Annotated in this window: 26 protein-coding genes; 9 read left to right on the top strand and 17 right to left on the bottom strand. The window is 66.2% G+C overall.

Features of this window, described 5'->3' with window-relative positions; translation table 11 throughout:
- Window positions 1-9: 9 nt before the first annotated feature.
- Both ACK4SE_RS06260 and ACK4SE_RS06255 read left to right on the top strand, forming a co-directional pair.
- Window positions 10-261, top strand: a complete 252-nt coding sequence (locus ACK4SE_RS06260; protein ID WP_409690029.1) for a hypothetical protein — start codon at window positions 10-12, stop codon at window positions 259-261.
- A gap of 72 nt (window positions 262-333) precedes the next feature.
- Entirely contained in the window at window positions 334-822 is a 489-nt protein-coding gene (locus ACK4SE_RS06255) for a hypothetical protein (protein ID WP_409690026.1), read from the top strand.
- A 4-nt stretch (window positions 823-826) separates the two neighbouring features.
- Here ACK4SE_RS06255 and ACK4SE_RS06250 read toward each other — a convergent pair whose 3' ends face one another.
- From ACK4SE_RS06250 to ftsY, 3 genes are all read right to left on the bottom strand, one after another.
- On the bottom strand, window positions 827-1,423 hold the full coding sequence (locus tag ACK4SE_RS06250) for a MarR family winged helix-turn-helix transcriptional regulator (protein WP_409690024.1): 597 nt from the start codon (window positions 1,421-1,423) through the stop codon (window positions 827-829).
- Between the two features lie 103 nt (window positions 1,424-1,526).
- Window positions 1,527-2,174, bottom strand: coding sequence for an inner membrane-spanning protein YciB (locus ACK4SE_RS06245; protein ID WP_409690021.1), 648 nt, complete (start codon window positions 2,172-2,174; stop codon window positions 1,527-1,529).
- The gene (gene ftsY / locus ACK4SE_RS06240; protein WP_409690018.1) at window positions 2,174-3,109 is read right to left on the bottom strand and encodes a signal recognition particle-docking protein FtsY; all 936 of its coding nucleotides are present in this window, start codon (window positions 3,107-3,109) and stop codon (window positions 2,174-2,176) included. Before ftsY ends, ACK4SE_RS06245 begins: the two co-directional genes overlap by 1 nt.
- Before the next feature lie 118 nt (window positions 3,110-3,227).
- On the opposite strand from ftsY, the gene ACK4SE_RS06235 reads away from it, so the two are divergent.
- Window positions 3,228-5,282, top strand: coding sequence for an NAD(+) synthase (locus ACK4SE_RS06235; protein WP_409690016.1), 2,055 nt, complete (start codon window positions 3,228-3,230; stop codon window positions 5,280-5,282).
- Between the two features lie 2 nt (window positions 5,283-5,284).
- On the opposite strand, the gene ACK4SE_RS06230 is transcribed toward ACK4SE_RS06235, so the two are convergent.
- From ACK4SE_RS06230 to ACK4SE_RS06215, 4 genes are all read right to left on the bottom strand, one after another.
- Window positions 5,285-6,301 carry a threonine aldolase family protein gene (locus ACK4SE_RS06230; protein ID WP_409690013.1) on the bottom strand — a complete coding sequence of 339 codons (1,017 nt, stop codon included), beginning with the start codon at window positions 6,299-6,301 and terminating at the stop codon, window positions 5,285-5,287.
- 3 nt (window positions 6,302-6,304) lie between these two features.
- Window positions 6,305-7,240, bottom strand: a complete 936-nt coding sequence (locus ACK4SE_RS06225; protein WP_409690011.1) for a mechanosensitive ion channel family protein — start codon at window positions 7,238-7,240, stop codon at window positions 6,305-6,307.
- Between the two features lie 58 nt (window positions 7,241-7,298).
- A complete protein-coding gene (locus ACK4SE_RS06220; protein ID WP_409690009.1) occupies window positions 7,299-9,053 on the bottom strand; it encodes an ATP-binding protein in 1,755 nt (584 codons plus the stop codon).
- A gap of 156 nt (window positions 9,054-9,209) precedes the next feature.
- Window positions 9,210-9,512 (bottom strand): BolA family protein, encoded by a 303-nt coding sequence (locus tag ACK4SE_RS06215; protein WP_409690007.1) that lies wholly within the window; start codon window positions 9,510-9,512, stop codon window positions 9,210-9,212.
- A gap of 55 nt (window positions 9,513-9,567) precedes the next feature.
- Between ACK4SE_RS06215 and ACK4SE_RS06210 the strand changes: the two genes are divergently transcribed.
- Window positions 9,568-10,236, top strand: a complete 669-nt coding sequence (locus ACK4SE_RS06210; RefSeq protein WP_409690005.1) for a J domain-containing protein — start codon at window positions 9,568-9,570, stop codon at window positions 10,234-10,236.
- A gap of 3 nt (window positions 10,237-10,239) precedes the next feature.
- Here the strand turns inward: ACK4SE_RS06210 and ACK4SE_RS06205 are convergent, their stop codons facing one another.
- Together ACK4SE_RS06205 and ACK4SE_RS06200 are read right to left on the bottom strand one after the other, a co-directional pair.
- The gene (locus ACK4SE_RS06205; RefSeq protein WP_409690003.1) at window positions 10,240-11,127 is read right to left on the bottom strand and encodes a M28 family metallopeptidase; all 888 of its coding nucleotides are present in this window, start codon (window positions 11,125-11,127) and stop codon (window positions 10,240-10,242) included.
- A gap of 34 nt (window positions 11,128-11,161) precedes the next feature.
- On the bottom strand, window positions 11,162-11,980 hold the full coding sequence (locus tag ACK4SE_RS06200; RefSeq protein WP_409690000.1) for an ABC transporter permease: 819 nt from the start codon (window positions 11,978-11,980) through the stop codon (window positions 11,162-11,164).
- Window positions 11,981-12,275: 295 nt separating this feature from the next.
- On the opposite strand from ACK4SE_RS06200, the gene ACK4SE_RS06195 reads away from it, so the two are divergent.
- Window positions 12,276-12,791: a GcrA family cell cycle regulator gene (locus tag ACK4SE_RS06195; RefSeq protein ID WP_409689998.1), complete on the top strand. Its 516-nt coding sequence runs from the start codon at window positions 12,276-12,278 to the stop codon at window positions 12,789-12,791.
- 141 nt (window positions 12,792-12,932) lie between these two features.
- Here the strand turns inward: ACK4SE_RS06195 and ACK4SE_RS06190 are convergent, their stop codons facing one another.
- From ACK4SE_RS06190 to ACK4SE_RS06180, 3 genes are all read right to left on the bottom strand, one after another.
- The gene (locus tag ACK4SE_RS06190) at window positions 12,933-13,505 is read right to left on the bottom strand and encodes a DUF6655 family protein (RefSeq protein ID WP_409690308.1); all 573 of its coding nucleotides are present in this window, start codon (window positions 13,503-13,505) and stop codon (window positions 12,933-12,935) included.
- 76 nt (window positions 13,506-13,581) lie between these two features.
- Window positions 13,582-14,022 (bottom strand): VOC family protein, encoded by a 441-nt coding sequence (locus tag ACK4SE_RS06185; protein ID WP_409689995.1) that lies wholly within the window; start codon window positions 14,020-14,022, stop codon window positions 13,582-13,584.
- A 2-nt stretch (window positions 14,023-14,024) separates the two neighbouring features.
- Window positions 14,025-14,264 carry a zinc-finger domain-containing protein gene (locus ACK4SE_RS06180; protein ID WP_409689993.1) on the bottom strand — a complete coding sequence of 80 codons (240 nt, stop codon included), beginning with the start codon at window positions 14,262-14,264 and terminating at the stop codon, window positions 14,025-14,027.
- 122 nt (window positions 14,265-14,386) lie between these two features.
- On the opposite strand from ACK4SE_RS06180, the gene ACK4SE_RS06175 reads away from it, so the two are divergent.
- Both ACK4SE_RS06175 and ACK4SE_RS06170 read left to right on the top strand, forming a co-directional pair.
- The gene (locus ACK4SE_RS06175; protein ID WP_409689990.1) at window positions 14,387-15,364 is read left to right on the top strand and encodes an ABC transporter ATP-binding protein; all 978 of its coding nucleotides are present in this window, start codon (window positions 14,387-14,389) and stop codon (window positions 15,362-15,364) included.
- Between the two features lie 199 nt (window positions 15,365-15,563).
- Window positions 15,564-17,267, top strand: coding sequence for a peptide MFS transporter (locus ACK4SE_RS06170; RefSeq protein ID WP_409689987.1), 1,704 nt, complete (start codon window positions 15,564-15,566; stop codon window positions 17,265-17,267).
- A gap of 102 nt (window positions 17,268-17,369) precedes the next feature.
- Here the strand turns inward: ACK4SE_RS06170 and ACK4SE_RS06165 are convergent, their stop codons facing one another.
- The 5 genes from ACK4SE_RS06165 to ACK4SE_RS06145 form a co-directional block, all read right to left on the bottom strand.
- Window positions 17,370-19,415, bottom strand: coding sequence for a TonB-dependent receptor domain-containing protein (locus ACK4SE_RS06165; RefSeq protein ID WP_409689985.1), 2,046 nt, complete (start codon window positions 19,413-19,415; stop codon window positions 17,370-17,372).
- Window positions 19,416-19,535: 120 nt separating this feature from the next.
- On the bottom strand, window positions 19,536-20,966 hold the full coding sequence (gene tldD, locus ACK4SE_RS06160; protein ID WP_409689982.1) for a metalloprotease TldD: 1,431 nt from the start codon (window positions 20,964-20,966) through the stop codon (window positions 19,536-19,538).
- Between the two features lie 61 nt (window positions 20,967-21,027).
- Window positions 21,028-21,759, bottom strand: a complete 732-nt coding sequence (locus tag ACK4SE_RS06155; protein ID WP_409689979.1) for a GIN domain-containing protein — start codon at window positions 21,757-21,759, stop codon at window positions 21,028-21,030.
- Window positions 21,756-22,346, bottom strand: a complete 591-nt coding sequence (locus ACK4SE_RS06150) for a DUF1700 domain-containing protein (RefSeq protein ID WP_409689977.1) — start codon at window positions 22,344-22,346, stop codon at window positions 21,756-21,758. Before ACK4SE_RS06150 ends, ACK4SE_RS06155 begins: the two co-directional genes overlap by 4 nt.
- Complete coding sequence (locus ACK4SE_RS06145; RefSeq protein ID WP_409689974.1) at window positions 22,343-22,699, bottom strand: PadR family transcriptional regulator; 357 nt, start codon at window positions 22,697-22,699, stop codon at window positions 22,343-22,345. Before ACK4SE_RS06145 ends, ACK4SE_RS06150 begins: the two co-directional genes overlap by 4 nt.
- A gap of 252 nt (window positions 22,700-22,951) precedes the next feature.
- Between ACK4SE_RS06145 and coxB the strand changes: the two genes are divergently transcribed.
- Window positions 22,952-23,887 carry a cytochrome c oxidase subunit II gene (gene coxB, locus ACK4SE_RS06140; RefSeq protein WP_409689971.1) on the top strand — a complete coding sequence of 312 codons (936 nt, stop codon included), beginning with the start codon at window positions 22,952-22,954 and terminating at the stop codon, window positions 23,885-23,887.
- A 21-nt stretch (window positions 23,888-23,908) separates the two neighbouring features.
- Complete coding sequence (gene ctaD, locus ACK4SE_RS06135) at window positions 23,909-25,561, top strand: cytochrome c oxidase subunit I (RefSeq protein ID WP_409689969.1); 1,653 nt, start codon at window positions 23,909-23,911, stop codon at window positions 25,559-25,561.
- The last annotated feature ends 63 nt before the right edge of the window (window positions 25,562-25,624 follow it).

Below are 25,624 nucleotides of genomic sequence, written 5' to 3'. Positions count from 1 at the left end.
CATCGGGGCATGAGCCCGATTCGTCCCGATCTGCCGTCTCCGCGCCACGCCGCCACCCATCCCGTGGCCACCACGACCGCGCGCGTGGCGCAGGCGGCGTTCTTTCAGCAGGCGCTGGCCGGAGTGAAGGCGGCGCAGGAAGCGCAGCAGACGCAGTCCGCGCCCCGAGCGGAAGCGCCGAGGGCCGCGCCGGCTGCGCGCGAGGCGGACGCTATGGACAGGCCACGCCGTCCCGGGTCGTTCCTCGACATCACCGTCTGATCCGCTTTTCGGGAACGACCTGCGCCGTTCACACGCTCATTCCTGAACAGAAACAGGAATGGAGACGCCCCCATGGCCCAGGCCCGCAAGGCTGACGAACGCTATCTGGACAAGGACGAACGCGAACTGTGCGAGCGCGCTCGCCAGCCCGCCCTTCGCGAAATGAAGCAGGACGACCTGACCGATCTGGCCAAGCGGCTTCGCGAACGGCGCAACCGGGCGCGGGACCTGGCACGCGACCAACGCCGCAGCGCCAGTCGGGGTGGCAAGCCCACGGAAGGCGAAACGGGGTCGGACCGCAAGAAGGCCCTGCTATCGGCAGGCATGAAGCGGGTGAACCGCGAGCTGGACCGCCGCCGGGCGGGCGACCGGGGGAAGGCGGCCACGGCGAATCTGAAGAAGGCGCTGAAGCGCAAGAAGGCCAACCAGTGGTCAGGCCCGGCTTACCGGAATTCCGATGAGGGCCTGAACCCCACACCCAACACCGGGATTGCGCCCTCGGGGGCCCTGGACGCCGAGGGGCAGCGGCCGGTTCTCGAACGATCGCGGAAGGTCCGCTGACGGATTAGGCCGCGCGAACGTCCAGGCCGGGGCCGCCCGCCTTGCGGCGCGCCTTGGTCTTCTGGACCTTTTCAGCGGCCTTTCGGGCTTCTTTCTCGGCCTTGCGGGCCAGCTTTTCGGCGCGCTTGGCGGCCTTGGCTTCATCCGGCCCGGCATCCGCCACAGCGGCCAAATCGGCCAGCAGCTTCATGAAGCTGTCGCGCTTGGCTTTGGGCATTAGCGCAAGAATGCGGCGGTCTGCTGCCTCGACCCGGGCGCGGGCGGTTTCAAGAAGGGCGCGGCCCTCGTTCGACAGGCTGACGGCCTTGGCGCGGCCGTCCAGTACCGAACGCTCGCGGTTGAGCAGGCCCTTGGCCGTCATCCGGGCGACCAGATCGGCCAGGGTGGATCGGTCGATGCCGGTGGCGCGAACCAGATCGGTCTGGGTCAGGCCCTCGTTCCTTGAGGCGATCTCAAGAACCGCAAACTGCCGCTGGGTGGGGCCTTCGGCGCCGACTTCCTCGGCGTAGATGTCCAGCGCCAACTGCAGCGCCCGGTGCATCAGGTGGCTGGGTGATGCATCCAGCGGCCCCGGGCGCGCCTTCTTTCCATCCTTGACCATGCCGGGACCCCGCTTACCGATAATCCGTGCAAGGCACGGTTCATGGCAGGGTTAGCAGCGCCGTGTTTCGGTTTGGCGACAGCTCCGTGAAGGCTTGAGCAGCCTACAGCCCAGTGTCCGGGCTGATCGGCCCCGGCTCCTCGTCCTTGATCATGTGCTTCAGGATCACCGGGATTTGGGACAGACCGAAAATCGAGGCGGCAATCCAGAGAATGCCCCGGAAGCTGGTCCAGACCGCATCCGGGTCCGGCGTGGCCCAGCCGAAGGTGTCCCAGAGAGACAGAACCGCCGCCTCGCTGCGGAACACCTCATTAGCTGCAGCGACAATGAGGAAGTAGGCGCCATACCGGAAAGTCAGGATGCGCCAACCGTGGTCGGTCACCTTGATTGCGTCGCCCAGCAGATATTTGAACGGATATTTCTTCAGCGGCAGCGAACCCAGCAAGATGCTGCCCAGGATCACGTTCTGGATGGTCAGCTTCAGCTTGATGAAAAGGTCGTCGTTGAAGAAAATGGTCAGCACCCCGAACACCAGGGCGAACAGGCCGGTGATCAGGGGCAGCGGGGCAAACCGCTTCTCCACCGCGTAGCCGACCGCCAGGGCGACGGCTGAGGCGATCACCAGCACCCAGGTCGCCTTGACCAGGTCGCGGGTGATGAAATAGGCGCCGATGAAGGCGACCAGCGCGCCGAAATCCACCGCCTGGCGGATCCATTGCGGGCGCTTCTTTTCCGTCGTCTCGGTCGTCATTAATCCTCAAGTCCCACCAGAAGGCGGGAGAACGCCCGCGCGTCGAACGGCTGCAGATCCTCGATGCCCTCGCCCACCCCGATCAGCTTGATGGGGGCGTCGGACGCCTGCGCCACCGGCACGAGAACCCCGCCGCGGGCCGTGCCGTCCAGCTTGGTCATGACGATGCCCGAGACATAGGCCGTGCGGCCGAAGATCTGCTCCTGGGCCAGGGCGTTGCGCCCCACCGTGGCGTCCAGCACCAGCAGGGTCTCGTGTGGGGCGTCCGGATCGATCTTCTTCAGCACCCGGACCACCTTCAGCAGCTCGTCCATCAGCGCCTGCTTGTTCTGCAGACGACCGGCGGTGTCGATCAGGACCACATCGTGGCCCTCGGCCCTGGCGCGGGTGAAGGCGTCGAAGGCCAGACCGGCCGGATCGGCGCCGTCACGACGGCTCTCGAAATCTGCGCCCGCCCGTTCGGCCCAGATGCGCAGCTGATCCCGGGCCGCGGCGCGGAAGGTGTCGCCCGCCACCACCATGACCCTGGCGCCCTTGCCTGTCAGATCGGCGGCGATCTTGCCCAGGGTCGTGGTCTTGCCCGAACCGTTGACGCCCACGAACAGCACCACATAGGGTTTCGGGCCGGAGAGGGGATCGAACACAGCTTCCCGAGGCGCAAGTTCGGCGGTCACCGCCTCGGCCAGGGCTTCCTTGATCTCGCGCTCGTCGGAGGTCTTGCCAAAGCGCAGGGCGCGGAAGCGCTCGGTGATCCGGGCGGCGGCGGCCGGGCCCAGATCGCTCTCGATCAGGTGCTCCTCAAGCCGCTCCAGCGCCGCTTCGTCCAGCGGTTCCTTGACGAAGGATGAGACGACCTGCTCGGTCATCTGTTTGGAGGATCGGGACAGTCCCTGGCTGAGCCGCTGGAACCAGCCCTTTTTCGGCGTGTCGATCATGAGCTCCGTCTAGCGGGAAAGGCCCCGCCCCGTCACCCGCAATCGTCCGCCCGGATTCATAGCGCGGGAAGGCTTGAAGCGTTACATGGACCACGGAACAGGGATCAGGACACCGGATTTGGCCCGACAGCACCCCTTCTTCACCCCCGCCGCCCACGGCTTCGTACGCGTGGCCGCCGCCACGCCGGTGGTCCACACCGCCGATCCTGTGGCCAATGCGGATGAGCACATCGCCCTGATCGTCGAGGCCGGCGAACAGGGCGTGGACCTGCTGGTGTTCCCGGAACTCAGCCTGACCGGCTACGCCATAGACGACCTGTTGTTGCAGGACGCGCTTCTGGTGGAGGTGGAGGCGCAGATTGACCGCGTCGCTTCGGCGACAAAGAAGGCCAATCTGGTCGCCGTCTCAGGGGCCCCCGTCAGGCAGGGTGATCGGCTCTACAACTGCGCCGTTGTGATGGCCAACGGACAGATATGGGGTGTGATTCCCAAGACCTATCTGCCGAACTACAGGGAATATTACGAGAAGCGCTGGTTCTCGCCGGCCGGGCCACAGGACGCCGACAGCAGCATCATCATCGGCGACACGCGCCACGCCTTCGGAACTGACCTGATCTTTCAGGCCGAGAATCGGCCCGGCTTCTCGTTCGGCGTCGAAATCTGTGAGGATTTCTGGGCGCCCTTGCCGCCGTCGACCCGCTCCGCCCTCGCCGGAGCGCGGATCATCCTCAACCTGTCCGCCTCAAATGTGGTGATCGGCAAGGCGGACGAGCGGGCGATGCTGTGCGCCAGCCAATCGTCCCGAGCGGTCTGCGCCTATGTCTTCGCCGCCTCCGGGTGGGGCGAAAGCACGACTGATCTGGCCTGGGACGGTCAGGCCTCGATCCACGAAATGGGGACCTGCCTGGCTTCCGGCGAACGGTTCTCGATGGACTCTCACCTGACCATCGCCGACGTGGACGTGGAACGGATTGGCCTGGAACGACTGCGCACCGGCACGTTCGCCGACTGTGCCCGGCGCGAACTGAGCGCCGACGAATTCCAGCCCCTCGCCTTCTTCGCAGCGGAGCCCGGCTCGCCCGCCGATCTGATCCGGCCGCTGGACCGTTTCCCGTTCGTGCCGGACGATCCGGCGCGGCTGGATCAGGACTGCTACGAGGCCTTCAACATCCAGGTTCAGGGCCTGATGCGGCGCATGAAGGCGACGAACGGCGAGCGCATCGTCATCGGCGTCTCCGGCGGGCTGGATTCAACCCAGGCGCTGCTGGTGGCCTGCCGGGCGTTCGACCGGCTGGAACTGCCGCGCAAGAACATCCTGGCCTTCACCCTGCCCGGCTTCGCCACGTCCGAGGGCACCAAATCCAACGCCTGGGCGCTGATGACCGCGCTGGGCGTCACGGGCGAGGAGATCGACATTCGCCCGGCGGCCGAACAGATGCTGAAGGACATCGGCCATCCCTATTCGGAAGGAAAGCCGGTCCACGACATCACCTTCGAGAATGTGCAGGCGGGGCTGCGCACCGACTACCTGTTCCGCCTGGCCAACCACCACGGCGCCTTCGTGCTCGGCACCGGCGACCTGTCAGAGCTGGCGCTGGGCTGGGCCACCTACGGCGTGGGCGACCACATGAGCCACTACAACGTCAACGGCGGGGTGGCGAAGACCCTGATCCAGCACCTGATCCGCTGGGTGGCTGACAAGGCGGTCGTCGGCGCCGACGCCGCGCCCATCCTGCACGCCATCCTCGACACCGAAATCTCGCCCGAACTGGTGCCCGCCGACGAAAGCGGCGCCATCCAGTCCACCCAGGCGACGGTGGGGCCCTATGCCCTGAATGACTTCTTCCTGTTCTACATCACCCGCTTCGGCCTGAAGCCGTCCAAGGTGGCCTATCTGGCCCATCAGGCGTGGGGCGACCGCACCCACGGCGCCTGGCCCGCCAATCTGCCCGAGGCGGAAAAGATCGAGTACGATCTCGCGACCATCAAGTCGTGGCTGCGCAAATTCCTGATCCGCTTCTTCCAGACCAGCCAGTTCAAGCGCTCGGCCTTGCCCAACGGCCCCAAGGTGGTCACCGGCGGTTCGCTGTCGCCGCGAGGGGACTGGCGAGCGCCGTCGGACGCCACGGCGCGGGTCTGGCTGGACGAACTGGACGCGAACGTCCCGGACTGATCTCAGGCCAGGCTCGCGACGGAGGCGATGAGTTCGTCCACGGCCGCCTCGGTGGTGGCCCAGGAACAGACAAGGCGCACCGACCCGTCGTCGAACCGGTAACAGGCCCAGCCAGCCTCGTTCAGCCGGCGATGGGCGGCGGCGGGCATGCGCACGAACACGGCGTTGGCCTCCACCGGGTGGGCCAGGACGAAGCGGCTGTTGGCTGCTATTCCCTCAGCGAGGCGCCGGGCCATCAGATTGGCGTGCGCCCCGCCAGCTTCCCATGCGCCGCTTTCCAGCAGTCCAAGGAAAGGCGCGGCCTGGAACCGGCCCTTGGCCGCCATTTGCCCGGCCTGTTTCAGTCGATTGTCGAGACGGCGCGCCAGGCTCTTGTCGAACAGGACGATGGCCTCGCTGCACGGCGCCCCCGCCTTGGCGCCGCCGAACACCAGCACATCCACGCCCAGCCGGGCGATCTCGCTCAGGTCGAACCCGCCGGCCGCCGCATTGGCAAGGCGCGCGCCGTCCATGTGTACGCCGTACCCCTTCGCCTTCACGGGCGCGATAAGGTCACGCAGCTCGTCGATCGTATAGACCGTGCCGTATTCCGTGGTCTGGGTCACGGAAAGCGCGGCGGGCGGCTGGCGGTGGCCCACCTCCGGTTCGTCCAGAATGGCGGTCATGGCCTTGGGGTCGATCTTGCCGGAGAAGCCGGGCAGGCCGATCAGACCCACGCCCTGGCCGAAGAAGCCCGGCGCCCCGGTCTCGTCGGTACAGACATGGGCCGCGTGATGGGCCAGTACAGCCTCGAACGGAAAGGTCAGCATGGACAGGGCGATGGCGTTGGCCGCCGTGCCCGAAAAGACGAACCGCACCTCGACGTCGGCGTCCAGACGCTGACGGATCAGGTCCGCCGCCCGCGCCGTGACGTCGTCGGCGCCATAGGCCCGCGCGAACCCCTCGTTGGCCGCCTGGAGTCCCGCCAGGGCTTCCTGAGCCATGCCTGCGGTGTTGTCGGAGCCGAAGTCATAACGCAATGATCAGGCCTCCTTGCGGCGAGAGAGCTTTTGCGGCGGGAGCGGCTCGGCCGCCTTGCCCACATTGCCGCCGAAATATTCGACCGCCTGCGGGAAGGGAATCTCGATCCCGGCTTCGTCCAGCGCTTCCTTGACCGTCTGGAACAGGTCGGCCCGGGTCTGCCACCAGTCGCCCGACAGCACATGGGCGTGCAGGGTGATCTGGACGGCGCTGTCGAGAAGGCCGGTGACGCCAGTCCACGCAGGAGGATCGCCCAGCACCTTGCCATGCGCGGCGGCGGTGGCGCGGATGACCTCGCGCGCCTCGCTCAGATCGGCGCTGTAGGAGACCGTGAAATCGATCTCGATGCGTCGCGTGACCTGGCCTGAAATGTTCTGGATCACCCCGCCCAGCACCTGACTGTTGGGCACCACGATCTTGACGTTGTTGGCGTTGGTCATCTGGGTGGTGAAGAGATCCAGCTTGTTCACCACGCCCGCCATGCCGCCGATGTCCACAACTTCGCCCACGCGGTAGGGGCGAAGGACCAGCAGCACCACGCCCGCGGCTACATTGGACAGGGCGCCTTGCATGGCCAGGCCGATGGCCAGGGATGCCGCACCCAGCACCGCAATGATGGATGTGGTCTGGACCCCGAGGCGCTGGAGCACCGCGACCAGACCGATCACGACCACCGCAACGCGCACCACCTGGACCACGAAGCCCTCGACGGTCCTGTCGTCCTTCAAGCCCCTGACACGGCCAAGCGCCCGACGAACGGTGCGCACGGCCAATTTGGAACCGAACCAGGTGGCGACGATGATCAGCGCCGCGACACTGAGATTCACGGCCACATCGCCGGCCATCTGGGTGGCGCGTGCGACGAGGGCGGCATCAAAAGTCAGGGCGCGGTCGGAGGAAGCCGCGACGGCAGCCATTGTCGTGGTCAGGTCGATCATGGCCCCGGTTTAGCGCGCCCTGACCCGTTTTGAACCCATCCGGCCCGAATTCGCAAAATCAGGCGGCGGCTGCCTCGCCCAGAACGAAGCTCTGAATGTCGCGGACGGCCTCGCGACCATCCCTCGCCTTCGCCATGACTCCCGCCAACGCCTTGAAATCGATCGGCTTGTTCAGATAAGCGTCGGCGCCGGCCGACATGCCCGCTTCGTGATCTTCGGTGCGCGCCGAGGCCGACAGCACCACCACCGGCGTGTCTCGGTTGGGGCTGTCGCCGCCGCGCAGGGCGCGCGTGGCGGTCAGTCCGTCCATGACCGGCATGTTCACGTCCATGACGATCAGATCGAAACGGTCGGTCGACGCGACATCGAGCGCCACGGCTCCGTTCTCCGCCGAGGCCGTCAGATGCCCTGCTGAGGTCATCCATGCTTCGAGGATCATGCGATTGACGGGATGGTCCTCGACGACGAGGACCTTGAGCGATTGGCCATCCTCAACCTCTGCGCCGATGGCCTCTACAGCCTCGGACTTCGACCACTGGGCCACCTCGGCCTCGACCACGAAGGCGAAGGTGGAGCCGTGCCCCACATCTGAGGTCACCTCGATGTCGCCGCCCATGATGTTGGCCAGGCGCCGGCAGATGGTCAGGCCCAGCCCCGTGCCGCCAAACCGGCGGGTGGACGAGCCGTCCAGCTGGGTAAAGGGCTGGAAGAGCCTGCCAAGGTCTTCCGGCGAGATGCCGGGGCCGCTGTCCTTCACGGCAAAGCGAAACCGGGCCCGGTCATGGGCGATACGCTGGCTGTGCACCGTGTAGCGCACCTCCCCCGCGTCGGTGAATTTCACAGCATTGGACAGCAGGTTCTGGATGACCTGACAGACGCGCAAGGGGTCGCCGCGCACCACGGCGGGCGTTTCGCCTGTGAATTCGGACACGAAGGTCAGCCCCTTGGCCTGAGCCTGGGCGGTGAAGGGGCCGGTGACCCGCTCATGCAGATCCTGCAGCGACACGTCCACGACCTCGAAGGTCATCTTCCCCGCCTCGATCTTGGTCATGTCCAGAATGTCGTTGAGCAGGGAGAGGAGGTTGTCGCCCGAGTTGCGGATGATCGACAGATATTCCTTCTGCGTCTGATCCAGACGCGTGGCGCCCATCAGCTGGGCGGCGCCGAGCACGCCGTTCATGGGCGTGCGCAGCTCGTGGGAGATGACGCCGAGGAAGTTGGACTTGGCCTCGCTGGCGGCGTCGGCCTTGTCGCGCGCGGTCTCCAGTTCGCCGATCAGGTGGGCCTGGTGTTCCTGGAACGCCTCGATCTTGCGCTCCTTCATCATGGTGATGATGACCAGCACCAGAATGGCGGAACCCAGAACCGGAAGGACCGCCAGCAGCGTCAGAAAGCCGGGGTCGCCCCACAGGCTGACCAGGATGCCCAATGTCAGAAGACTGTAGGGCGCCGAGATGACCAGGGCCTGGCGCGGAGCCGTGCGCATCTGGGTGAAAACCATCACGTAACCGGCGCACAGGAGGGCCACGCCGAGGGCGGGGCCGTGCGTTCCACCCATGAACCATGCCAGTCCCGGCGCAAGGGACCACGCGAAGGTGGTCAGGAAGGCGACCGTGGTGAAGGTCGCGCTGTAGTCCCGGCGGCCCGTGGCGGCGACCTTCTTCTCCACCCGACCTCTGGTCCAGCCTGCGGTCATGGTGATCAAGAACCACGCCAGTGCCAGGACGGGCCCCACTGCCGTCGCCAGCGCGAGGGCCCAACTGGCGATGATCCAGTAGCGCAGGTTGCCGGTTTCCAGGATGCTCTGCAGCACGGTGGCGGCTTCGCGAGAGCGCCCCGGTGTCTGCGGCGTCCTGGTCGTTGCGCCTTGTGCGCCCTGCGCCGCTTTCACCATATTCAGTCCCCAATCTGAACAGTCTGGCGCGAACGCTAAGGGGGAACACCTAAGAGGGGGTGAACGGAGAATTTTCTATTTCGGCGTGTCTTCTGAAGGGCTCCGCGCACGGATGGAAAGGGCGTGGACAGGGCCGGCCAGTTCCTCAGCCAGAAGGGTGTTGATGATGCGTTGGCGCTCCACGCGCCCCTTGTCTTCGAAAGAAGCGGACACGACCTCGAGATTGAAGTGGCTCTCGCCTCCCGGACGCGCGTCGACGCCGCCCTCGTGGTGATGTCCGGCGTGCCGGGCGCTGTCGTCCTCGATCACCAGGCGCGCCGGAGACAGGGCCAAAGTCAGTTTTTCGCGAATAATCGTCGCAACGGGGCCTTCATTCATCGGTTTTACGCCGGGCTTCCTTGATGACGTCCAATTCGCGCTTACACTTGGATCGATGTCAGCCTCGTTTCAATACAAGCCTCGCTTCAAGGATATGCGGATCAAGCCGCCGCGCCCCGAGGAGGAGGAGGCCGCAGCCGACGTCCTGCGTCTCAAGCCCGGCGAGAAGCCTTGTCAGCATCCCGACTGCAGCAAGGCCGCCACAGCCCGGGCGCCCCGGTCGCGCGAGCGGCTGAACGAGTTCTACGACTTCTGTCAGCCCCACGCCGCTGAATACAACAAGAGCTGGAATTTCTACGCCGGAATGAGCGAGGGCGAAATCCGCGCCCGGTACGAGAACGAACAGATGACCGGCGGTCGTCCCACCTGGGAGATGAAGGCCGGGCGCATGTCGCGCGAGGCCGCCGCCTTCGCCAGCAAGCTCGGCACGGCGAACACCACCGGCGCGGGCCGCTGGTCTGACCCTTTCGCCATGTTCGGCCAGGATCACCAGGGCCGCGCGCCCCAGGGTCCGGAGACCGTGCCGATCGGCCGGCTGGAGCGGCAGGCCCTGGCCGATCTGGATCTGGAACCGGGCGTGGACAAATCCGCTATCCGCGCCCGCTATCACGCGCTGCTCAAGCGCTGCCACCCTGACCACAACGGCGGCGACCGTTCGGCGGAAGAGAAGCTGCAACGGGTGATCCGGGCGTGGAAAACCCTGACCAAGGCGAAGATGGCCTGACAGTTACCGGGCGATCGCGTCCAGACGCGCGACCAGATCGACATAGACCCCGGCGGCCAGGGCCACGGTGGCGGGGTCGACCGCCTCGATCACGTCGCCTTCGGAATGGATCAGCTGGAATACCTCGGGCACGAAGCCTTGGGCCAGGCCGTTGGCCTCTCCGCCGTTGAAGGCGAGCCACATCTGGTGGGCGCCGACGCGGTTCTGAAAGCCGATGGAGACCACCGGAACCTCGGCGGCGATGAAGGCGCGGTCATCGCTGGGCGGATAGACCGGAAAGCCGACGCAGGTCAGGGCCCGCACCGTGCACTCCTCGCGCAGCGCGGTCAGGACGAAGGCCGACCGCTCGCCATTGTTCTCGCCGTACATCAGGGTGTCGCCGAAGGCCGCCACGTCCGAGTTGACCACGGCCGCAACGCGGTCGGTTCCGTTGGCCGCGATCCAGCGCTGCGCGCCGATCAGGCCCAGTTCCTCCTGATCGAAGAAGATCACCCGGACGCGGTGGTTCAGGTCGTGGTCTTTCAGGGCCTTGGCCGCCTCGATCAGGGCGACGGTGGAGGCGGCGTTGTCGACCAGGCCGTCGGCCAGTTCGCCGGACGGCAGGACGACCGAGTCATAATGGGCGGTCAGCAGCAGGTCCCGCTCGCCCTCGCCGAGGGTGATGATGACGTTGGAGCCGGTCATGGGTCCGCCGCGGCCGCCACCTTCGAAGGTCTGGATCTCGAAGTCGAGCCCTGCAGCCTCCAGCTGGTCAGTCAGCACCGCAAGCCGGGCGGCGTTCGAGGGTTGCGCATAGGCCGCCACCGCCTCGCGAAGGGCGGCCTGGTCCTGGCCCAGGGCCGGGGTGGCGAAGGCCAGAAGGGCGCAGGCGGCCGTCAGGGTGCGAAGCATGGCGGTATCCTCGTTGCCCGCCTCGCTTAGCGGATCAGCTCTTTAGCCGCCAGCCGCTGCGGAACACCAGATAGCAGACGACGCCCAGCGCCAGGGTGATGAGCAGGCTGACGACGATCCCAACCGTCAGGTTCCCCTCCGCATGACCGATGAAGCCATAGCGGAAGCCGTCGATGAGATAGAACATCGGGTTGAAGTGGCTGAAGGTGGCGAAGGGCTCGGGCAGGCGCTCCACCAGATAGAAGGTGCCGGACAGGAAGGTCATGGGCATGACCACGAAATTCTGCACCGCGGCGAGGTGGTCGAACTTCTCCGACCAGAGACCCGCCAGCACGCCGAGCAGCCCCATCAGCATGGAGGCCATGACGCCGAAGAACAGGATGGCTGCCAGGTTGGCGACCCCCAGACGGGCGAAGGGCAGAACGCAAAGGGCGGTCACCAGTCCCACCAGAATCCCGCGTGTCGCCGCCCCCAGCGAGAAGCCCATCATCAGTTCGAGAGGGCTCAGCGGCGGGGTCAGGAAATCGGTGGCCGTGCCCATGATCTTGGCCTGGATCAGGCTGGATGAGGCGTTGGCGAAGGCGTTGTTCAGGATCGCCATCATGATCAGGCCCGGCGCCACGAACTCGGCGAAGGCAATGCCCAACAGCGGCGGCCGGCCGCCCTGCAGCGCCACCACGAACACCATCATGTAGAGCAGGGTGGTGACCACGGGCGCCGCGACCGTCTGAGCCCCCACTTTCATGAACCGCCGCACTTCGCGCAGATACAGCGTCCGCACCCCGATCCAGTTGATCCCCGGATAGGCGCGGGGGCTGGGCGGCGTCACGGGCAGTCGGCTCAGGTCGGTCATGAGCCGCCAGATGCGCCTTCCGGCACGGCTTCGCAAGGCGTCCGCCCTTGGCGCATCCAGACGCCATCATGATCAAACGGCATCGTCGGATTGCACCAATTGCACCAATTACACCGTGCACATCAGCAAAACGCCTCACGATTTGGCGGAACATTGATTCAAGATATGGTTTCTGTGGATACGACAGGCGCCAGATGTTGCGTCCCTTAAGGAGTAGTTTACGATCAGTTGTGGTTGAAGGGCGTGCAGGACGCCTTTCGCACAAGATGTTGAATCAGCGACCTTGGAGGGTGGCATGTCTCAGGGCTGGACCGAAGACCGCGTTGGCGCGCTGAAGAAGCTCTGGCTTGAGGGGCAGTCGGCGAGTCAGATCGCCAAGCAGCTAGGCGGCGGGGTTACCCGGAACGCCGTGATCGGCAAGGTGCACCGCCTTGGCCTGTCAGGGCGCGCCGCACCGTCGCAACCGGCTCGCACCACGTTCCGCGCACCGCGTCCCCGCCCCGCGCAACCCTCGGCTCCGCGCCGCATTGAGGCGGCGCAGCCGCGCTCGGCGCCTGTTCCGCCGACCCCGCCCGCGCCCCGCCTGCCGGACATGCCGGGCACGGCCACGGTGCTGACCCTCGGCGCCCACATGTGCAAATGGCCCATCGGCGATCCGACCTCGTCGGACTTCAGCTTCTGCGGCCGTCGCTCCGACGAGGGCGCCACGTACTGCGTGGAGCACGCCAAGCTGGCCTATCAGCCGCAGATCCGGCGCGGTTCGCGGGACGGCGCCACCGAGCTGGCCCGCTCCCTGCGTCGCTACATCTGACCCGGATCAGCCACAGGGCTGTCACGAACGCCCCTTAAGGGGGCCGCCGTCCGCCCCGCCGGTTTCGCCGGCGGGCCTGGGGCGGGGCCGCGATTCTCCGGGTTGGCGCGGCCCCTCACCCAACCCCCGGGCGGATCAGTCCTAGAATTCCCACCAGCTTTCGCCGGGGTCCTGCTCGCCCGGCTCGGCGTATTGCTGGCCCCAAGTCATCATCATCAGCAGGCGGTGGCTGCGGATGGTGTACTGGCCGATCATCGGCGCGACGGCGGCGATGGGGGCCCCGTCCTCGGCCCGGTAGACGAAGCCGGAGAACTCCGCCACGCCGGTACGGTCGCGGCGGCTGTAAAGCGACAGCTCAGGGAAGGAGACCACCCGGTAGTCGGACAGCGGGACGCTCATGGCAGGAACGCCAAGGAGCCGCCGCATCTGCTCCAGCGACAGGGCGCCGGCGCGGATTTCGAACACCACGTCGGCCTGGTCCCGGCTGCGGGCAAGGGCGTAGCCGGCCTCCGACAGGGCGGCTCGGATGGCGCTGATGGCGTAGGGGGACGCCTCGGCCCGGAAATAGGTCTCATCCACGAACACCACAGAGCCGTCCGGGATCGGCAGGGTCAGATTGTCCACCGCTCGATCCGACGCCCGCGCAACGAGAAGCTGTTCGGTTGCCGTCCGCGAAGGATTTGTCTCGCTGGTCGACGCGCAGGCCGCCGTCAGAGCCGCCGCGAGCAGGGCTGAAAGGATCGGCGCTGGGCGGCTGGGGAGGACCGGTCGCGTCATTGAGGACAGACTATCACCAGCTTCCCGTGTTGGACATGGATGTCCAGGGCTCGGCGGGGGCAAGGGGATCGCCGTCCTGCAGCAACTCGATGGAGATGCCGTCCGGCGAACGGACGAAAGCCATGTTGCCGTCGCGCGGGGGGCGATTGATGACGACGCCGCCGTCCATCAGCCGCTGACACGCCGCGTAGATGTCGTCCACCTTGTATGCCAGATGGCCGAAATTGCGGCCGCCCGAATAGACCTCGGGATCCCAGTTGTAGGTCAGCTCCAACTCGGGCGAGCGTTCAGCCGCCGAGCGCGTCTTGTCCTTTGGTGCGGACAGGAAGACGAGGGTGAAGCGACCCTTCTCGTTGTCCATGCGCCGAACCTCTTCGAGACCCAGCAGGTCGCGATAGAATCGCAGCGAGGCGTCCAGATCTTTCACCCGGACCATGGTGTGCAGATACCGCATGTTCAGTGCGCCTCGCCGTGTCGGGCCGCGGGATCCAGATATTCGTTTTCCGTCGCCGGATGGGTGCTGAGGACGAAACGGCGGTCGCAATAGCCGCACTCCACAAAGTCGTCCTCGCCCATATCCATGTAGACCAGGGGATGGCCGAGCGCGCCGCCGCCCCCGTCACAGGCCACTCGCTTGGTGTTCACCACGATCTGTTCGGGCGGGGGAACGGGGATGTCGGGGTGGCGCGGCGGCATAATCAGGCTCATGACCTTGGCGTGGGGAGGAAGGCGGCATACCTACGGCCCACACCATGAGCCGTCAATTTTACGCGAAGCCTAACGACCGGCCCTCCCCTCCATCCCGAACCGAAGCCTTCATGACACAGATTGCCGCCGCCCTGCCCGACAACGCCATCGAGGTGCGCGGACTCGAGAAGACCTACGTCAGAAACCGGAAATCTCCGGCCAAGACGGCCCTGCACGGCGTAGACCTGGTGGTGCCTCGCGGCGCCATTTTCGGCCTGCTGGGTCCCAACGGTGCGGGCAAGTCGACCCTGATCAACATTCTGGCGGGGGTTGTGAAGAAGTCCGGCGGGACCGTCGCCATCTGGGGCCGCGACATCGACGAACGGCCCCGTGACGCCCGCGCGGCTTTGGGCGTGGTGCCGCAGGAGATCGTGGCCGACGTGTTTTTCACGCCCAGGGAGGCGCTGGAAGTCCAGGCCGGCTTCTACGGCGTACCTGCGGACGAAAGGCGCTCGGACGAGCTGCTGGCGGCGCTGGGGCTGTCGGACAAGGCCAACGCCTATGTGCGTGCGCTGTCCGGCGGCATGAAGCGGCGCCTGATGGTGGCCAAGGCCCTGGTGCACAATCCGCCGATCCTGATCCTGGATGAACCGACGGCGGGCGTGGACGTAGAGCTGCGCCGCCAGCTCTGGGAATACGTTCGCAAGATCAACGCCGAGGGCGTGACCATCCTGCTGACCACCCACTATCTGGAGGAAGCCCAGGAGCTGTGCGACACCATCGCCATCGTCAATCGCGGACGCGTGGTGGCGTGCGAGCCGACCGCCCAGCTACTGACGCGGCTCGATACCCGCAATGTGGTGGTGACGCCGCTCGACCCCTCGGCCGAGCCGCCGGTCTTGAAGGGGTTCGAGGTGAAGGTCCGGCCGAAGGGGTCCTTCGCTGTGACCTATCGCACCGGCGAATCCAGTGTCGAACAGGTGCTGGCGGCGGTCAGAACGGCAGGGGTGGCCATCCGTGACATCGCCACAGAGGATCCCGATTTGGAAGATGTCTTCTTGTCCCTGACCTATGGCGATGCGGACCAGCCGGACCCCACCCGCGACTGACCGATCGCTGATCGCCCTGTCCCGATTCCGCACAGCCCCTTGTGACGGAAACGCGACCGTGCTGCTTATGCGCCCAGACGCGCCAGTTCGGGCGCAGGCTTAGGGAGTAAGGCCGTTGAGCACGACGGATGGGGGGGGCGCGCTTTCGGCGCCCCGCAAGACGTTTCTGGGACACCCTCGGGGGTTGGTGATCCTGTTCATGACCGAGATGTGGGAGCGCTTCTCCTACTACGGCATGCGGGCCCTGCTGGTGCTGTACCTGACCCAGCACTTCCTGTTCGGACCGGCCGAGGCGCAGGGCATCTACGCCGCCTACGCCGCGCTGGTCTACCTGATGCCCGTGATCGGCGGTCTGCTGGCCGACAAGTACCTCGGTTCCCGAAAGGCGGTCATCATCGGCGCCGTGTTGCTCGTGGCCGGGCACTTCACCATGGCCTTCGAGGGCACGGGCGGGCGCGAGTACCTGACCGTGAATGACACGGAGTATGTGCTTGAGGTCGAGGGCCGCGACACGGATCGCCAGATCTTCGCCGTCAACGGCGACGAGCGGGTCCAGGTCCGCATCTCGCCCGAGGGCGTGAGCACGATCGGAGCCGAACCCTCGGCCGCCATCGCCACTGGCGGCGCCGCGGCTGCCGTCACCGACGCGGCTCCGGCCCAGGCCGGAGGATTCCCCGCGGTCGTGGCGCCCGGTGACTACACCCTACGCACCGAGCGCGACCTCAGCGCCGAGCCGGTCCTGTTCCTGGCCCTCTCGCTGATCATCGTCGGCGTGGGCTTCCTGAAGGCCAACATCTCCACCGTCGTCGGCGATCTTTATGAAGAGAACGACCCGCGGCGCGACGGCGGCTTCACCATCTTCTACGTGGGCATCAATCTGGGCGCGGTTCTGGCGACCCTGCTGTGTTCATGGCTGGGCATTGCCTACGGCTGGGCCTACGGCTTTGGCTTGGCCGGCATCGGCATGTTGTTCGGCCTCCTGACCTTCATCCTGGGGCAGAGCTGGCTGGAAGGCCGCGGCGCCCCGCCGCAACCGGAGCGGCTGAAACGCCGTAGCCTGTTCGGCATGCCGTTCGAGGCGATCTTCTGGATCGGGGGACTGGTGGCGGTGTTCCCCACCTGGCTGCTCATGCAGCGTCACACCCTGATCGAAATGGCGCTGCCCTGGGCGGCCGGGGTGATCTTCCTGGCGGTTGTCGCCTACACCCTCATCAAGCTGAAGGGCGCCGAGCGCACCCGAATGCTGGTGGCCCAGGTGCTGATCTTCTTCTCGGTCCTGTTCTGGGCCCTGTTCGAACAGGCCGGCTCCTCGCTGACCCTGTTCGCGGACCAGTCCACCCGCATGCCGGGCTGGCTGAATGTCGGCCAGACCCAGTTCTTCAACCCTGGCATCATTGTCGTGCTGGGCCCGGTCATGGCGGCGCTTTGGGTCTGGCTGGCCAGGAAGAACATCGAGCCCTCCACGCCGGTGAAGTTCTCATTCGGCCTTGCGTTTGTGGGGGCCGGCTTCCTGCTGCTGTCGTGGGCGGCCGTGACGCAGGCGGGGATCGATTTCCGCGTGCCGCTGATGTTCCTGTTCCTGACCTATCTGCTGCACACCATCGGCGAGCTGTGTCTGTCGCCTGTGGGCCTGTCGATGATTACCAAGCTGTCTGTCGACCGCGTGGTGGGGTTGATGATGGGCGTTTGGTTCCTGTCCAGTTCCGTGGCCCACATCGCGGCCGGCCAGATCGCCAAGGCCACCGCCACCGACACCGTCGCGGGCATCGTGACGGACCCGTCGCTGGCGCTTCAGACCTATGGCTCCATCTTTGGCACCATCGGCTGGGTCGGCGTGGGGGTGGGCGTGTTCCTCTTCCTGATCTCGCCGATCCTGAAGAAGGGCATGGCCGGCGTTCACTGATCGCCGCTTCGTTCTGAAAAGATCAGGCCCCCGTGGATCGCTCCACGGGGGCCTTTTCTCTTGCGGGCCGCAGGGACGGCCGCGCCCGCCAGAGGTGCGGGCCTAGAACGTCTTCCTCAGCCGGAGGGAGACGAAGGTGCGCGGGTCGATGTCGCGGGTCTCCACATAGGAGATCGGGCGGGGTGCGGCGCGGTCCGCAAAGACCGTGCGCTCCACCACGAATTCGTCCCACACGGTCAGCTGGGCCCGGATGGACAGGGAAGCCGCCGGCTTGTACTCGGCGGCCAGCTCGAAATAGTCCGCACCGCGCCATTCCAGGGTCTGGTCCGGATCATAGGTGGGCTGGCCCAGGCGCGGTATCCACGCCACGTTCCAGTTCAGCCGCCAGGTGGGGATATCCTGCTGGAACGAGATCACCGCCTGTCGCGCGCGCACGCCCGAGATGGGACGCAACTCGCCGGTCGTCGGGTCCGTGACCTCGGTCTTGTTCCAGTCGTTGCGGAAGCCGAACTGGCCGCCGGCGATTCCCAGCCGGTCGGTGGGGATCGTCAGGTTCAGAGACAGCTGATCCAGCGTGCCCTCGCCGATATTGCCGACCGCCGACAGGCCGTCCTCCAGGGGGATCCGGTCGATGGCGTTGACGATCTCGTCGTGGCGGTAGCCGATGGAGACCACGCCGTCGCCCCAGAACCGGCGTTCATAGGTGATCTCGCTGATCCAGCGCTCTTCGGGCTCCAGGTCCGCGTTGCCCCCCAGAACGTTCTCGTCGCTCAACTCGGCGCTGGCGGCGAAGTCGCCGAAGTCCAGCTGGCCGACCTCGCGCTCGAAACGCAGGCGCAACTGGTTGTCGGCCATGGGGGTCCAGGTCAGCAGGGCGCGGGGCTTGGCGAAATAGAAGGACTTCTCCTGATCCGCGTCGCCGGACTGGCTGATGGTGGACGCTTCCAGCCGCAGGCCGCCTTCCAGGGTCAGGTCGGAATTGATCCGCCACGTACCGCGCCCGAACACCTCGCCCCGCGTCTCCTCGACAATCACAGATGCGGAGGGGAGCGGCACGGGAATCCCGCCGTCCGAGAGGGCCTGGGTGGTGTCCAGCCGGTTGTAGGCGACCTCGCCTCCGGTCTCCAGGGTGATGGCCTCCGACCGCTCCCAGCGCACCAGGCTGCGCAGAATGGTTTCGGACGAGTCGCCCACGGACTCGAAGCGCTGTTCGGGCGCGGGGCCGGCGCCCATGTTCTCGTTGTAGGTGGAGACATTGTCGAAGTCGGAGAACTCGTGGATGAACCGGGTCTCGAGGCTCAACCGCTCGCTCAGGGGGCGGGTGTAGACCACGCCCACCTCGCCGAAGGAGCCGTCGTTGTCATAGCGGCTCTCGCGCCAGGTGTCGGGCGAGGTCAGAACAGTGAAGCTGTGCCAGTCCTCCACCCCATATCGCGCGGTCAGGTCGATTTTTCCGCCGAGAAAGGGAGAGGAGAAGTTGCCGCGCAAGGAGTTGGAACCGCCGTAGCCGTCGTTAAGAAAATCCTCGCGCCGCAGCACGGAGCCGTCGGCCGCCCGACGGATGGCGGGGCCGGCGCCGTTGGAATCGCTCATACTCATGCCGTCGGACAGTGTGAAGCCCCAGGTGCGCTCGCCGTCGCGGGCGGTGAACTGGAGCGATCCCCCGTAAAGATCCTGGCCGCCGTCAAACAGGGTGGCGTTGGCCGTCAGCACGGCCTGGCGGCTGCTTTCGCTGGAGGTGATGACGTTCACCACCACCGAGTACCCCTGCATGTCGATGCCCGTGGCGCCGCCGCGGATCAGTTCGACGCGCACCACCTGTGAGGCCAGGGTGCGCCCCAGCACCGAGGATCCCGTGTCATTCTTGGAGGCAGGTCGCGATCCGTTGATCAGCACATTGCCTACGGCGCCCTCGAACCCCCGACTGCCGTCGCCGTCGTTTAGGCGGAAGCCCGGCACCCGGTTGACCATGTCCAGGGCCGTGTTGGGGGTCTGGTCGGCGAAGAAGGCCGGCTCGAACACCAGCACCTGCTGTCCGTTGCTGACCGCCGGCGCGGGCGCAGCCGCAGCCGGATCCTGGGCCAGGGCCGGCGCGGCGGCAGCGGCCAGGGCGAAGACGGATGTGGCCGCCAGAAGCGTGAAACGCATGATATCCTCCCGAAACTCTCGAGAGGAGATGTGCCTGTCCAAGCGATGAACAGACCAGTTACATCGTTGAAATGTAGATTAAATTACCGACACATCATTACGCCGCCGTAATGGTGCGCCTCAGACGGCCGTGCCGCCTACGGTCAATCCGCTGATCTTGAGGCTCGGCTGGCCGATGCCGACAGGGACGCCCTGGCCTGCCTTGCCGCAAGTGCCTACGCCGGGGTCAAAGGCGAAGTCGTCGCCTATCATGGTGATGTTCTGCATCACCGTGGCCCCGTCGCCGATCAGGGTGGCGCCGCGCACCGGAGCGGTGATCCGTCCATCCTCGATCAGGTAGGCCTCGGTGCACTGGAACACGAATTTTCCGTTGGTGATGTCCACCTGGCCGCCGCCGAAATTGACGGCGTAGAGGCCCCGCCGGGTGGAGGCGATCATGTCCTCAAGCTTGTGGGACCCGCCCTCCATGAAGGTGTTGGTCATGCGCGGCATGGGCATGTGGGCGTAGGACTGACGCCGTCCGTTGCCGGTGGCGGTCATGCCAAGCAGGCGCGCCGACATCCGGTCCTGCATCAGCCCGACCATGATGCCGTCCTCGATCAGGACGGTGCGGCCGGTTGGGGTGCCCTCGTCGTCGACGCTGAGCGATCCCCGCCGCCCAGCGATCGCGCCGTCGTCCACCACGGTCACGCCGGGCGCCGCCACGCGCTGACCCATCATGCCGTTGAAGACCGAGCTGCCCTTACGGTGGAAGTCGCCCTCGAAGCCGTGGCCAACCGCCTCGTGCAGCAGCACGCCCGGCCAGCCGGGGCCGAGCACCACATCCATCTCGCCTGCCGGACAGTCCACGGCGTCCAGATTGACCAGGGCCTGACGCAGGGCTTCGTCGGTCTGGGCGCGCCAGCGTTCGGGCGTGATCCAGGCCTCGAAACCGGTCCGGCCGCCCGCACCCGCTCCCGCCGACTCCCGCTTGCCGTCCCGCTCGACAGTGACCGAGACGTTCAGGCGCACCAGAGGCCGCACGTCGCGCAGCAGCCGGCCATCGGCCCGGAGAATCTCGATGTCGCGGCGCTCGCCGGACAGGGAGGCCGAGACCTGGACCACCCGCGGATCGGCGGCGCGGGCGTAGGCGTCGATTTCCTGCAGCAGGGCGATCTTCTCCGCGAAGGCGGGCGAGGCGAGGGGATCATCCTCGCCATAGAGTTTCTGGTTGGTGGCGCGCGGCGCCTCGGCCGTCACGCCGGCATGGCCGCGCTTGGCCAGGGCGGCGCTGTCAGCCGCGCGCCTGAGCGCTGCATCGGAGATTTCATTGGCGTGGCTATAGCCGGCGGTCTCTCCCGCCACGACGCGAAGGCCGAAGCCCTCGCCCGCGTCATAGGACGCACCCTTGAGGCGTCCGTCGTCGAAGACCAGGCTTTCGCTTTCCGTCCGCTCCATGAACAGCTCACCATCGTCGGCCCCGTGCAGGGCCTCGTTCAGGATCAGTCCGGCCTGCTCAGCTCCAACACCGGACTGATCGAGCAAGGAGGGAATGGCGGCGGGGACGGTCATGGGCGGTCCTTCAAGAGCATCTTGAGCCCTAGATAGGACTTCGGACCGCCCCTTGGAACCGTCAGTCCGCCTGGCGGACGCTGCCCGAGCCCACGATCTCGCTGTTCAGTTGTCTCGGGCGGGTGGCCAGGTCCACGTCGCCCGAACCCCGGATAGTGACATCGACCTGCCCGGACGGGGCGGCCTCCACATCGCCCGAGCCGTTGATCTCTATGACCGCGTCGGTGGACGGCAGGCCGTCGAGATCCACGTCGCCCGAACCGTCGATGGTGACGGTCAGGGCCTCGGTGCGGCCGTAGCCTTCGACGCCGCCGCTGCCCGACACGGCCAGGATCAGCGCCGGCTGGTCGTAGTCGCGGATTTCCAGGTCCTGCGAGCCGTTCAGGGTGAAGCGGCTCACTGCCGGGGCGACGATAGTGATGCGCGGCCGGGAATGGCGACCAGTGCGGGCTCCGTCCTCGAGGTCGAACCGACCATCGGCGAAGGTGACGTGGTCGACGACCTCGGCCGGGCCGGCCACGGTGATCGAGGGCTCGTCGCCCTGGGCATAGATCACGCGGGCCGACAGGTCGAAGGCCAGGGCCTCGCCGCCCTCCCAGGCGATCTCGCGAGTGACGATGTCCTCGTCGGAGGAGTCCCAGTGGAAGTCGCTCTGGACAAGATTCCAGCCGTCGCCGGAGATACTCCAGCCGTCGCGGGCGACCTCGCGCCCGCCCAGGGCCGCGGCGCCGCCCAGGCAGACGATGGTCAGCACCAGGCTCGCGGCGGCGATGATGAACAGTGACCGGATCATGCCAGCCCCCTTTCGCTATAGGTGGATTCAGGCTGGATGGCGGGCTTGATCAGGCGGTAGTGTAGCCGCCCGAACCAGACTAGGCCGTTCACCAGCCAGATGGTGACGATGGTCAGAAGGGCCGCGCCGAACACCGAGGCCCCCATCAGGCCCAGACCCAGAAGGACCGCGAACAGTGGACCGCCCGGCGGATCGAAGAAGGGCCCGGCGACGAGGATGCCTCCGCCAGAGATGAACACGGCGATGACCGCGACATAAAGTCCCGCGATGGCGCTGACCACGCCGGTTAGCAGCGGCAGCAGGATCAGGATGTCGATAGCGCCCAGGCCAATCAGGGCCATGACCGCGCCGGCGGCGGAAGATGGATTTCGTTCCTCCTCCCATCGTTTCAGCCCGACCTCGAGCCGAAGCTCGCGCGCCAGCCGACCCGGATCACCCAGGGCGGCGGCGACTTCCGCCTCGCTGCGGCCTTCGGTGGCGCCGTCGGCGAAATGGGTTTCGTAGTCCGCCAGAATCTCCTCCTGGGTCGAGAGCGGCAGTCCAGCCAGCCCCCGGCGCAGGCGAAGCATGAAATCGGCGCGCGTCATGCTGTCTCTCCCGTTTGGTGTTGAGGTTCGACCTCGCGATCCAGAAGTCCGTTCACGGCGCGCACGAAGGCGCCCCACTCGGTCTTCTGCGCGGCCAGGCTGGCGCGCCCGGCGTCGGTGAGGCGATAGTATTTGCGCGATGGCCCGGAAGCGGATTCGACCATGTAGGCCTCCACCAGCCTGTCGGACTGCATCCGGCGCATCAGGGGATAGACCGTGCCCTCGCCCATATCGACCGCCTCGGCCATGCGGCTGGCGATCTCGTAGGCATAGGAGTCTCCCCGCTCCAGGAGGGCCAGCACGCAAAGCGCCAGCACCCCTTTCTTCAACTGTATTTCGATGACTTCAGGCACCTGCGGCCCTCCATGTGATGCGTGGTGATTATCGCAAGGTATCTGGCATCACAAGGTAGCATGCGAAACATGACAGCGATTTAATCCGTCTCCCCGCACCCCTGCGACCCCATGTTGCGCTCCGCATGCTTGGCAAGCGCGAGTCGAGCCGATATGGACCGGGCCTGAACACCGCGATGCCTTCGGGCCCGCGACTCCTTTGCGAACGTCTCGCAAAAGGTTGCTGCAGAACGGATTATGAGGATTTCTCGAATGGGGATGGGCAAGCGGGCCAGGGCGTTCGTCGCCTCAGCGGTTCTCGCCTCAATGGCGCTGTTCACCGCAGCGCCGGGTTGGGCGCAGGAACTGGTGGGTCAGCCGACGCCGGGCGGCATAGGACTTCAGCCGTCGGCGTCACCGCTCAAGGTCGAAGCGACCTTGTTCCATGACGCCATTCTGATGCCGATCATTACGGTCATCTGCCTGCTCGTGCTTGGCCTGCTGCTGTGGATCGTGTTCCGCTACAACAAGCGCCGCAATCCGGTGCCGGCCAAGTGGAGCCACAACACCACGATCGAGATCATCTGGACCGTCGTGCCGGTGCTGATCCTGATCTTCATCGCCCTGTTCTCGTTCCGGCTGCTGTTCGCCTACCACGACATGCCTGAGCCGGACCTGACGGTTAAGGTGACGGGCAACCAGTGGAACTGGACCTACGAGTATCCTGACCACGGTGTCGGCGAGTACGTCTCCAACCAGCTTCCCGAGGACGAGGCCCTCGCCCAGGGCGTTCCGTTCCGTCTGGCGGCCGATGAGCCCATGGTGGTGCCGGTGGGCCAGGTGGTCCAGCTGCTGGTAACGGCTTCCGATGTCATCCACGCCGTGGCCCTGCCGGCCTTCGGCCTGAAAACCGACGCCATTCCCGGCCGGGTCAATGAGACCTGGTTCCGCGCGGACCGCACCGGGGTTTTCTATGGTCAGTGCTCGGAGCTTTGCGGCGTCGATCACGCATTCATGCCGATCCAGATCAATGTGGTGACCCAGGCCGAGTTCGAGGCGTGGGTCGCCGGGCGCGGCGGCTCGATGCCGGGCGTCGAGCCCGCCGGAGAAGCTACCACGGACGCCGCCGCGACCGCAGCCGCACCGGCCACTGCCGCCACCGAAACCGAAGATGCTCCGGCCGCCGACGCGGCCGAAGCGGCCCAGTAAGAGAACGCGAGCCCGACCATCATGGCCACCGCAATCGCTCATCACGATGATCACGACCACAAGCCGGGCTTCTTCGCCCGCTGGTTCCTGTCGACCAATCACAAGGACATCGGCACCCTCTACATCATCTTCGCCATCATGGCGGGCGTGGTGGGCGGTGCGCTGTCGGGCCTGATCCGCTGGGAGCTCGCCGAACCGGGCATCCAGGTCTTCACCGAGGGCTCCCTGGTCCAGTACCTGGGCATCGTCGAGGCGTCCAAACACGGCTACAACGTCACAGTCACGGCTCACGCCCTGATCATGATCTTCTTCATGGTCATGCCCGCCATGATCGGCGGCTTCGGCAACTGGTTCGTGCCCATCATGATCGGCGCGCCCGATATGGCGTTCCCGCGCATGAACAACATCTCGTTCTGGCTGCTCGTTTCGGCGTGGGTGCTGCTCTGCATCTCCCTCTTCGTCGATGGGGGCCCCGGTCGGGGCTTCGGCGGCGGCTGGACCATCTATCCGCCGCTGTCCACGGTGGGTCACACCGGGCCCGCCATGGATCTGGCCATCTTCTCGCTGCACGTGGCGGGCGCCTCGTCGATCCTGGGCGCCATCAACTTCATCACCACCATCTTCAACATGCGCGCGCCCGGCATGACCCTGCACCGCATGCCGCTGTTCGCCTGGTCGGTGCTGATCACCGCGTTCCTGCTTCTTCTGTCGCTGCCGGTTCTGGCGGCGGCCATCACCATGCTGCTGACGGACCGAAACTTCGGCACCGCCTTCTTCGATCCCGCAGGTGGCGGCGACCCGGTGATGTTCCAGCACCTGTTCTGGTTCTTCGGTCACCCCGAGGTTTACATCCTGATCCTGCCGGGCTTCGGCATTATCAGTCACATCGTCTCGACATTCTCGAAGAAGCCGATCTTCGGCTATCTCGCCATGGCCTACGCCATGGTCGCCATCGGCTTCATCGGCTTCGTGGTGTGGGCGCACCATATGTACACCGTGGGCATGCCCATCAACCTGCGCGCCTACTTCGTGGCCGCGACCATGATCATCGCGGTGCCGACAGGCATCAAGATCTTCAGCTGGATCGCCACCATGTGGGGCGGCTCCATCGACTTCAAGACGCCCATGCTGTGGGCCATCGGCTTCATCTTCCTGTTCACCGTCGGCGGCGTGACCGGCGTGGTCCTGTCCAACGCGGGCATCGATTACAGCCTGCACGACACTTACTATGTGGTGGCGCACTTCCACTATGTGCTGTCGCTGGGCGCGGTGTTCGCCATCTTCGCGGGCTTCTACTACTGGTTCGAGAAGATGTGGGGCGTGAAGTACAACGAGTTCCTCGGCGCCACCCACTTCTGGATCATGTTCGTCGGCGTGAACGTGATCTTCTTCCCCCAGCACTTTCTGGGTCTGCAGGGCATGCCGCGCCGCTACATCGACTATCCGGACGCCTACACCCTGTGGAACCACGTCTCGACGGTGGGCTACCTGATCACCCTCGTGGGCATGGTGGTGTTCTTCATCGTCCTGATCGAGGCCGCCGTGCGTCGCCGCAAGGCCGAGGCCAACCCCTGGGGCGAAGGCGCCACGACCCTGGAGTGGACCCTGTCCTCGCCCCCGCCGCACCACCAGTTCAATGAACTGCCCGTGGTCAAGGCGGACGACCATCACTGATCCGGTCCACACCGGACCTCGAACCGAGTAGGATGGGGGGGCCGCCGATCACGCGGCCCCCTT

This window comes from Brevundimonas sp. (genome assembly GCF_046293315.1).
Taxonomy (GTDB): Bacteria; Pseudomonadota; Alphaproteobacteria; order Caulobacterales; family Caulobacteraceae; genus Brevundimonas.
Note: the sequence above shows the minus strand (reverse complement) of the source record. Positions and strands in the feature narration are given on the sequence as shown.

Bases quoted from the DNA above. Each gene is read 5' to 3' on its own strand.
- ACK4SE_RS06260 (WP_409690029.1), top strand. From the start codon at position 10: ATGAGCCCGATTCGTCCCGATCTGCCGTCTCCGCGCCACGCCGCCACC.
- ACK4SE_RS06255 (WP_409690026.1), top strand. From the start codon at position 334: ATGGCCCAGGCCCGCAAGGCTGACGAACGCTATCTGGACAAGGACGAA.
- ACK4SE_RS06250 (WP_409690024.1), bottom strand. From the start codon at position 1,423: ATGGTCAAGGATGGAAAGAAGGCGCGCCCGGGGCCGCTGGATGCATCA.
- ACK4SE_RS06245 (WP_409690021.1), bottom strand. From the start codon at position 2,174: ATGACGACCGAGACGACGGAAAAGAAGCGCCCGCAATGGATCCGCCAG.
- ftsY (WP_409690018.1), bottom strand. From the start codon at position 3,109: ATGATCGACACGCCGAAAAAGGGCTGGTTCCAGCGGCTCAGCCAGGGA.
- ACK4SE_RS06225 (WP_409690011.1), bottom strand. From the start codon at position 7,240: ATGATCGACCTGACCACGACAATGGCTGCCGTCGCGGCTTCCTCCGAC.
- ACK4SE_RS06215 (WP_409690007.1), bottom strand. From the start codon at position 9,512: ATGAATGAAGGCCCCGTTGCGACGATTATTCGCGAAAAACTGACTTTG.
- ACK4SE_RS06210 (WP_409690005.1), top strand. From the start codon at position 9,568: ATGTCAGCCTCGTTTCAATACAAGCCTCGCTTCAAGGATATGCGGATC.
- ACK4SE_RS06205 (WP_409690003.1), bottom strand. From the start codon at position 11,127: ATGCTTCGCACCCTGACGGCCGCCTGCGCCCTTCTGGCCTTCGCCACC.
- ACK4SE_RS06200 (WP_409690000.1), bottom strand. From the start codon at position 11,980: ATGACCGACCTGAGCCGACTGCCCGTGACGCCGCCCAGCCCCCGCGCC.
- ACK4SE_RS06195 (WP_409689998.1), top strand. From the start codon at position 12,276: ATGTCTCAGGGCTGGACCGAAGACCGCGTTGGCGCGCTGAAGAAGCTC.
- ACK4SE_RS06185 (WP_409689995.1), bottom strand. From the start codon at position 14,022: ATGCGGTATCTGCACACCATGGTCCGGGTGAAAGATCTGGACGCCTCG.
- ACK4SE_RS06180 (WP_409689993.1), bottom strand. From the start codon at position 14,264: ATGCCGCCGCGCCACCCCGACATCCCCGTTCCCCCGCCCGAACAGATC.
- ACK4SE_RS06175 (WP_409689990.1), top strand. From the start codon at position 14,387: ATGACACAGATTGCCGCCGCCCTGCCCGACAACGCCATCGAGGTGCGC.
- ACK4SE_RS06170 (WP_409689987.1), top strand. From the start codon at position 15,564: ATGACCGAGATGTGGGAGCGCTTCTCCTACTACGGCATGCGGGCCCTG.
- ACK4SE_RS06165 (WP_409689985.1), bottom strand. From the start codon at position 19,415: ATGCGTTTCACGCTTCTGGCGGCCACATCCGTCTTCGCCCTGGCCGCT.
- tldD (WP_409689982.1), bottom strand. From the start codon at position 20,966: ATGACCGTCCCCGCCGCCATTCCCTCCTTGCTCGATCAGTCCGGTGTT.
- ACK4SE_RS06155 (WP_409689979.1), bottom strand. From the start codon at position 21,759: ATGATCCGGTCACTGTTCATCATCGCCGCCGCGAGCCTGGTGCTGACC.
- ACK4SE_RS06150 (WP_409689977.1), bottom strand. From the start codon at position 22,346: ATGACGCGCGCCGATTTCATGCTTCGCCTGCGCCGGGGGCTGGCTGGA.
- coxB (WP_409689971.1), top strand. From the start codon at position 22,952: ATGGGGATGGGCAAGCGGGCCAGGGCGTTCGTCGCCTCAGCGGTTCTC.
- ctaD (WP_409689969.1), top strand. From the start codon at position 23,909: ATGGCCACCGCAATCGCTCATCACGATGATCACGACCACAAGCCGGGC.